This is a genomic window from Blautia sp. MSJ-9, from assembly GCF_018919065.1.
Lineage (GTDB): Bacteria > Bacillota > Clostridia > Lachnospirales > Lachnospiraceae > Blautia_A.
In genome coordinates this window covers 51220-59581 of the sequence record NZ_JAHLQG010000015.1, presented here as the reverse complement: position 1 = coordinate 59581, position 8362 = coordinate 51220, and the positions used below count along the sequence as shown (strand labels likewise).

Genomic DNA, 8362 nt, shown 5'->3' with positions numbered 1-8362 from the left:
GGTAAAAAATATTTTGTCAAGTTTTTTAAAAAGAAAAAAAGCCAGCAAATATGCTGGTTTGAGTAGTGGTCGAATTTTTGGTACTGCAAAAAATGATAGTGCTAAATCCTAAAGACGGGTTTGATGGAAATGGGAACTCAAACCGTATTCGCATAAAGAACAGTAAAATGCCAGAAAAATAGTCAGATCCGGAAATATGGATTACAGAAAAAAGAGTTATTGAAAAAAATAGCATTACTGCAGAATTAATGTTGCTGTTCATTTCGTGTACAGCAACGAAATAATTAAAAAAATTCAAAAAATTTTAAAAAATGATTGACAGGCGCAACTTGCTGTGCTATAGTGAAGAATGCTATATTATGGCAAGATGTGCCTTTATGTCTTTTGACAAAAAGGGTCAAGTTATAATAAATTTAAAGAAAAAACAGGGGTGAAACGTCAATGGAAAAAAACAGAATTCGTTCTGTAAAAACTGGAAAAAGCATGCGTATGAGCTACCAGAGACAAGAAGAAGTCCTGGAAATGCCAAACCTGATCGAAGTCCAGAGAGATTCTTATAAATGGTTTCTTGATGAAGGACTGAAGGAAGTCTTTGATGATATTTCTCCGATCGCGGACTACGGCGGAAAGCTCAGCCTGGAATTCATCGACTTTACATTTGACGAGAAAGATGCGAAATACAATATCGAACAGTGTAAAGAACGTGACGCAACTTACGCCGCACCTTTGAAGGTTCGAGTGAGACTGATTAACAAAGAAACAGAGGAAATCAACGAACACGAGATTTTCATGGGAGATTTACCGATCATGACCGTTACAGGTACCTTTGTCATCAATGGTGCAGAGCGTGTAATTGTCAGCCAGTTAGTACGTTCCCCTGGAATCTATTACGCAATCGCGCATGATAAACTTGGTAAGAGACTGTTCTCCAGTACTGTTATCCCGAACAGAGGTGCATGGCTGGAATATGAAACAGACTCCAATGATGTGTTCTACGTACGTGTGGACAGAACAAGAAAGGTTCCGATCACTGTTCTGATCCGTGCACTTGGTGTAGGAAGCAATGCTGAGATCGTTGATCTCTTCGGCGAAGAGCCAAAGATCCTTGCAAGTTTTACAAAGGATACATCCACGAACTATCAGGAAGGTCTTCTTGAATTATACAAGAAAATCCGTCCGGGTGAGCCGCTTGCAGTTGAGAGTGCAGAGAGCCTTATCAATGCAATGTTCTTTGACCCGAGAAGATATGACCTTGCTAAGGTTGGACGTTATAAATTCAACAAGAAACTCCACCTCAACAGAAGAATCGTTGGCCATAAACTGGCTGAGGATGTTGTTGATGCTTCTACAGGCGAGATCCTGGCAGAAGAGGGAACTGTTGTAACAAAAGAAATGGCAAATACCATCCAGAACAGCGCCGTTCCATATGTATGGATCCTCGGCGAGGAAGACCGCAGAATCAAGGTTCTTTCCAACTTAATGGTTGATATCCGCCACTATCTCCCGGAAATCGAAGATCCGAAGAGCATCGGTGTTACAGAATTAGTATACTACCCTGTTCTCGAAAACATTCTGGAAGAAAATGACACATTAGAAGACAGAATCGCAGCGATCCACAGAGATATCCACGATCTGATCCCGAAGCATATCACAAAAGAAGACATCTTTGCTTCTATTAACTACAATATGCATCTGGAATATGGCCTTGGTAATGCCGATGATATCGACCACCTGGGCAATCGTCGTATCCGTGCGGTAGGCGAGCTGCTTCAGAACCAGTACAGAATCGGTCTTTCCAGACTGGAACGTGTGGTTCGTGAGAGAATGACAACACAGGATACGGACAATATTTCTCCGCAGTCCTTAATCAATATCAAACCTGTAACTGCAGCAGTGAAAGAGTTCTTCGGTTCTTCCCAGCTGTCACAGTTCATGGATCAGAACAACCCTCTTGGTGAGCTGACCCACAAGAGACGTCTTTCCGCCCTGGGACCTGGCGGTTTGTCACGAGACAGAGCCGGATTCGAGGTTCGAGATGTCCACTATTCACATTACGGAAGAATGTGCCCTGTTGAGACCCCTGAAGGTCCTAACATCGGTCTGATCAACTCTCTTGCATCCTATGCGAGAATCAATCAGTACGGATTTATCGAGGCACCTTACCGTAAGATCGACAAAACAGATCCTAAGAATCCTCGTGTAACAGATGAGGTTGTATATATGACCGCAGATGAAGAGGATAATTACCATGTAGCACAGGCGAATGAGCCTCTGGACGAAGAAGGACACTTCATTCATAAGAATGTATCCGGTCGTTTCCGTGAAGAGACTCAGGAGTATGAGCGTCATATGTTTGATTACATGGACGTATCTCCTCGTATGGTATTCTCCGTTGCTACAGCCCTGATTCCGTTCCTGCAGAACGACGATGCTAACCGTGCGCTGATGGGATCCAACATGCAGCGTCAGGCCGTGCCGCTTCTGACAACGGAAGCTCCTGTAGTTGGTACAGGTATGGAAGTTAAGACAGCTGTCGACTCCGGTGTTTGCGTAGTTGCAAAGAAATCCGGTACTGTACTTCGTTCCACATCTACAGATATCAGCATCAAGAACGACGATGGTACAAAAGATGATTACCATCTGACTAAATATTTAAGAAGTAACCAGAGCAACTGCTACAACCAGAAACCGATCGTATTCCAGGGTGAGCACGTAGAGGCAGGACAGGTTATCGCAGACGGCCCTTCCACAGCAAACGGAGAACTTGCTCTTGGTAAGAACCCGCTGATCGGATTCATGACCTGGGAAGGTTACAACTACGAGGATGCTGTACTTCTTAGCGAGAGACTTGTTATGGACGATGTTTACACATCTGTTCATATTGAAGAATATGAGGCAGAAGCCCGTGATACCAAACTTGGACCGGAAGAGATCACACGTGACGTTCCTGGTGTTGGCGATGACGCACTGAAGGATCTGGATGAGCGTGGTATCATCCGTATCGGTGCAGAAGTACGTGCCGGTGATATCCTTGTTGGTAAAGTTACTCCTAAGGGAGAGACAGAGCTTACTGCAGAAGAGAGACTTCTTCGTGCAATCTTCGGTGAGAAAGCACGTGAAGTTCGTGATACTTCTCTGAAAGTACCGCACGGTGAATACGGTATTGTCGTAGATGCCAAGGTATTTACAAGAGAGAACGGCGATGAGATGTCTCCTGGTGTAAACCAGTCTGTACGTATCTACATCGCACAGAAGAGAAAGATTTCCGTTGGTGATAAGATGGCCGGACGTCACGGTAACAAAGGTGTTGTTTCCCGTGTACTCCCTGTTGAAGACATGCCATTCCTTCCAAATGGACGTCCTCTTGATATCGTGCTGAACCCTCTGGGTGTGCCTTCTCGAATGAATATCGGACAGGTCCTGGAGATTCACTTAAGCCTTGCTGCGAAAGCACTTGGATTTAACGTTGCAACTCCTATTTTCCAGGGTGCAAACGAGCATGATATCCAGGATACACTGGAACTTGCAAACGACTATGTAAACACAGAAGACTTTGAGGAGTTCCGTGAGAAATACAAAGACATTTTAGCACCGGATGTAATGCAGTATCTGGATGAGAACAAAGCCCACAGAGCACTGTGGAAAGGTGTTCCGATTTCCAGAGATGGTAAAGTGCGTCTCCGTGACGGACGTACAGGCGAGTATTTCGACAGTCCTGTAACAATCGGTCACATGCATTATCTGAAACTGCATCACCTGGTTGATGATAAGATCCATGCACGTTCTACAGGTCCTTACTCTCTGGTAACACAGCAGCCATTGGGTGGTAAAGCACAGTTCGGTGGACAGCGTTTCGGTGAGATGGAGGTTTGGGCACTGGAAGCATACGGTGCATCCTACACACTGCAGGAAATCCTGACAGTTAAATCCGATGATGTTGTTGGTCGTGTTAAGACATACGAAGCAATCATCAAGGGTGACAATATTCCTGAGCCGGGTATTCCGGAATCCTTCAAGGTTCTCTTAAAAGAGCTTCAGTCTCTTGGTCTGGACGTGAAGGTACTCAAGGATGACAATACAGAAGTACATCTTCTTGAATCTGTAGACTACGGTGATACAGACCTTCGTTCTGTCATTGAGGGAGATTCCAGAAGACATCACGACAGAGAAGAAGACTACGGCAAACACGGCTATACAAAGCAGGAGTTTGACGGAGAAGAACTCGTTGACATTGACGAGGACGAAGATGAGGATGACGACTTCATTGAGCTGGATGAGGCTCTTGAAGACGATGACGAAGAGTAAGAAAGGGGAAAGAATACATGGCAGAAACAACTAACGCCAATGAAACATATCAGCCAATGACTTTCGATGCCATCAAAATCGGACTGGCGTCCCCTGAGAAAATCAGAGAGTGGTCAAGAGGCGAGGTTTTAAAACCTGAGACCATCAACTACCGTACCTTGAAACCGGAGAAAGACGGACTTTTCTGTGAAAGAATCTTTGGACCGAGCAAGGACTGGGAGTGCCACTGTGGAAAGTACAAAAAGATTCGCTATAAAGGCGTTGTCTGCGACAGATGTGGTGTAGAAGTTACCAAATCCTCTGTACGTAGAGAGCGTATGGGACATATCGAGCTGGCTGCTCCGGTATCCCACATCTGGTATTTCAAAGGAATTCCGTCCCGTATGGGTCTGATCCTTGACATTTCTCCGAGAACTCTGGAGAAAGTCCTTTACTTTGCTAACTATATCGTACTGGATCCGGCTAATTCCGGACTCCAGTACAAACAGGTACTTACAGAGAGAGAATATCAGGATGCCCGTGAGGCTTATGGATATGATTTCCGTGTAGGTATGGGTGCAGAATCTATCAAAGAGCTTCTGGAAGCAATTGACCTTGAGAAAGATTCTGTAGAACTGAAAAAAGAATTAAAAGATGCTACAGGTCAGAAACGTGCCAGAATCATCAAACGTTTGGAAGTTGTAGAATCCTTCCGTGAGTCAGGAAACCGTCCTGAGTGGATGATCATGACAGTTATCCCTGTAATCCCGCCGGATCTTCGTCCTATGGTTCAGCTGGATGGCGGACGTTTTGCTACATCTGACTTAAATGATCTTTACAGAAGAATCATCAACCGTAACAACCGTCTGAAGAGACTTCTGGAATTAGGTGCACCGGATATTATCGTCCGCAACGAGAAACGTATGCTTCAGGAAGCAGTAGATGCCCTGATCGACAACGGCCGCCGTGGACGTCCTGTAACAGGTCCTGGAAACAGAGCTCTGAAATCTCTTTCCGATATGCTGAAAGGTAAATCCGGACGTTTCCGTCAGAACCTTCTGGGTAAACGAGTTGACTATTCCGGACGTTCCGTTATCGTTGTAGGACCGGAACTTAAGATTTACCAGTGTGGTCTTCCGAAAGAGATGGCGATCGAGCTGTTCAAACCTTTCGTTATGAAAGAACTTGTTGCTAACGGAACTTCACACAACATTAAGAACGCTAAGAAAATGGTTGAGAAGCTGGAGCCGGCTGTATGGGATGTTCTCGAAGACGTTATCAAAGAACACCCGGTTATGCTGAACCGTGCACCTACACTGCACCGTCTTGGTATCCAGGCATTCGAACCGATCCTTGTAGAAGGTAAAGCGATCAAACTGCATCCGCTGGTTTGTACCGCATTCAACGCTGACTTCGATGGTGACCAGATGGCCGTACATCTTCCGCTTTCACAGGAAGCTCAGGCAGAGTGCCGTTTCCTTCTGTTATCACCGAACAACCTGCTGAAACCTTCCGATGGTGGTCCTGTAGCCGTTCCTTCACAGGATATGGTACTTGGTATCTACTACCTGACTCAGGAGAGACCTGGAAACAAGGGTGAAGGTAAGTACTTCAAGAGTGTAAACGAAGCAATTCTTGCTTATGAGAATAAAGTAATCACACTGCAGTCTAGAATTCACGTTCGCTGCAGCAAGACAATGCCGGATGGATCCGTTCTGACCGGTACCGTAGAATCTACACTTGGACGTTTCCTGTTCAACGAAATCCTTCCTCAGGATCTTGGTTTCGTAGACAGAAGCATTCCTGGAAATGAACTTCTCCTTGAAGTAGACTTCCTGGTAGCTAAGAAACAGCTGAAACAGATTCTTGAAAAGGTTATCAATACTCACGGTGCTACAAAGACTGCTGAGGTTCTTGATGCGATCAAAGCTACAGGTTACAAGTATTCCACACGTGCAGCCATGACTGTTGCTATTGCCGATATGACCGTTCCGCCACAGAAACCGGAGATGATCAAACAGGCTCAGGATACTGTAGACCTTATCACAAAGAACTACAAACGTGGTCTTATCACTGAAGAAGAGCGTTACAAAGAAGTTGTTGATACATGGAAGAAGACTGACGATGAGCTGACACATGCTCTGCTGTCCGGACTTGATAAATACAACAACATCTTCATGATGGCTGACTCCGGTGCCCGTGGTTCCGATAAACAGATCAAACAGCTTGCGGGTATGCGAGGACTGATGGCCGATACAACCGGTCATACGATCGAGTTGCCTATCAAGTCAAACTTCCGTGAAGGTCTTGACGTACTGGAATACTTCATGTCTGCGCATGGAGCTCGAAAAGGTATGTCCGATACCGCTCTTCGTACAGCCGATTCAGGTTACCTGACAAGACGTATGGTTGACGTTTCTCAGGATCTGATCGTACGTGAGACAGATTGCTGTGAGAACAGAGATGAGATCTCAGGTATGTATGTAGAATCTTTTACAGACGGTAAAGAAGAGATCGAAGGACTTCAGGAACGTATCACAGGTCGTTTCTCCTGTGAGACAATTAAAAATAAAGATGGCGAAGTTATCGTAAAAGCTAACCATATGATCACACCGAAACGTGCTGCCCGCATCATGAGAGAGGGCGTGGACAATCAGACCGGCGGATCTATTGAGAAAGTTAAGATCCGTACAATCCTTACATGTAAATGTAAAGTTGGTATCTGTGCGAAATGTTACGGTGCGAACCTTGCAACAGGTGAAGCTGTTCAGGTTGGTGAATCTGTTGGTATCATCGCTGCTCAGTCTATCGGTGAGCCAGGTACACAGCTTACCATGCGTACCTTCCATAGTGGTGGTGTTGCCGGTGGAGATATCACACAGGGTCTTCCTCGTGTCGAGGAGCTTTTCGAGGCAAGAAAGCCGAAAGGTCTTGCCATCATCACAGAGATTCCTGGTGTTGCTGTTATTAATGACACTAAGAAGAAACGTGAAGTTATCGTTACAGATCAGGAGACAGGTGAATCTAAGACTTACCTTATTCCTTATGGATCCCGTATTAAGATCACAGACGGACAGATTCTTGAAGCCGGTGATGAACTTACAGAAGGTAGCGTAAATCCGCATGATATCCTGAGAATTAAGGGTGTACGTGCAGTTCAGGATTATATGATCCGTGAAGTACAGCGTGTATATCGTCTCCAGGGTGTTGAGATTAGCGATAAGCATATCGAAGTTATCGTTCGTCAGATGCTGAAGAAAATCCGTATCGAAGATAACGGAGATACAGAATTCCTTCCTGGAACACTGGTTGACTTCCTTGAATACGAGGACGTTAACGAGCAGATGGAAAAAGAAGGCAAACAGCCTGCAGATGGAAAACAGGTTATGCTTGGTATTACCAAGGCATCTCTTGCTACAAACTCCTTCCTGTCAGCCGCTTCCTTCCAGGAAACAACTAAAGTTCTGACTGAAGCCGCTATCAAGGGTAAAGTTGACCCGCTGATCGGTCTGAAAGAGAACGTAATCATCGGTAAACTGATTCCTGCAGGTACCGGTATGAAACGCTACAGAGATGTAAGACTCAACAGCACAATGCCTGAACCGGAAGTAAAGGTTGAAGATATAGCTGAAGAACTTCCGGAAGATGAAGAAATCAAAGATGATGAGATGATCACAATGGATGAAGAACTTCCGGAAGACGAAGAATTCGATGTTGAAGAATCCGATGAGGACGAAGCTGATGATATGGCTGAGGATGCAGACGATACAGAAGACAATGAATAATTCAGCGGATGTTTTTATCCGGATTGATTTGAAGTAAATTATAAGAGAACTATCTATGTCGGCAATTTTGCCGGCAGGATAGTTCTCTTTTTTGTTTGGTCCGCGTCCAGAAGATTCCATAGGCGAAAAAAGAGAAAAGTACAAAGAAATTGTTTTTTGTGTTATAATACCAATACATTATGAGCAGGTGATAAATTGCGATATTTTTACATTGTTGTTGGTCGCTGTAGTTGCTGTTGCCTGTTTTTCATAATGTATTGTAATAATCTGAAGAAAAAAGAAACTGGCAGAAG

The 8362-nt window shown here is 44.7% G+C and carries 2 protein-coding genes; both read left to right on the top strand.

Annotated elements, in window-relative coordinates; genetic code table 11:
• Positions 1-441 precede the first annotated feature (441 nt).
• The gene (gene rpoB / locus KQI87_RS04035) at positions 442-4305 is read left to right on the top strand and encodes a DNA-directed RNA polymerase subunit beta (protein WP_216458993.1); all 3864 of its coding nucleotides are present in this window, start codon (positions 442-444) and stop codon (positions 4303-4305) included.
• A 17-nt stretch (positions 4306-4322) separates the two neighbouring features.
• Complete coding sequence (rpoC, locus tag KQI87_RS04030) at positions 4323-8069, top strand: DNA-directed RNA polymerase subunit beta' (RefSeq protein ID WP_216458992.1); 3747 nt, start codon at positions 4323-4325, stop codon at positions 8067-8069.
• Positions 8070-8362: the final 293 nt, after the last annotated feature.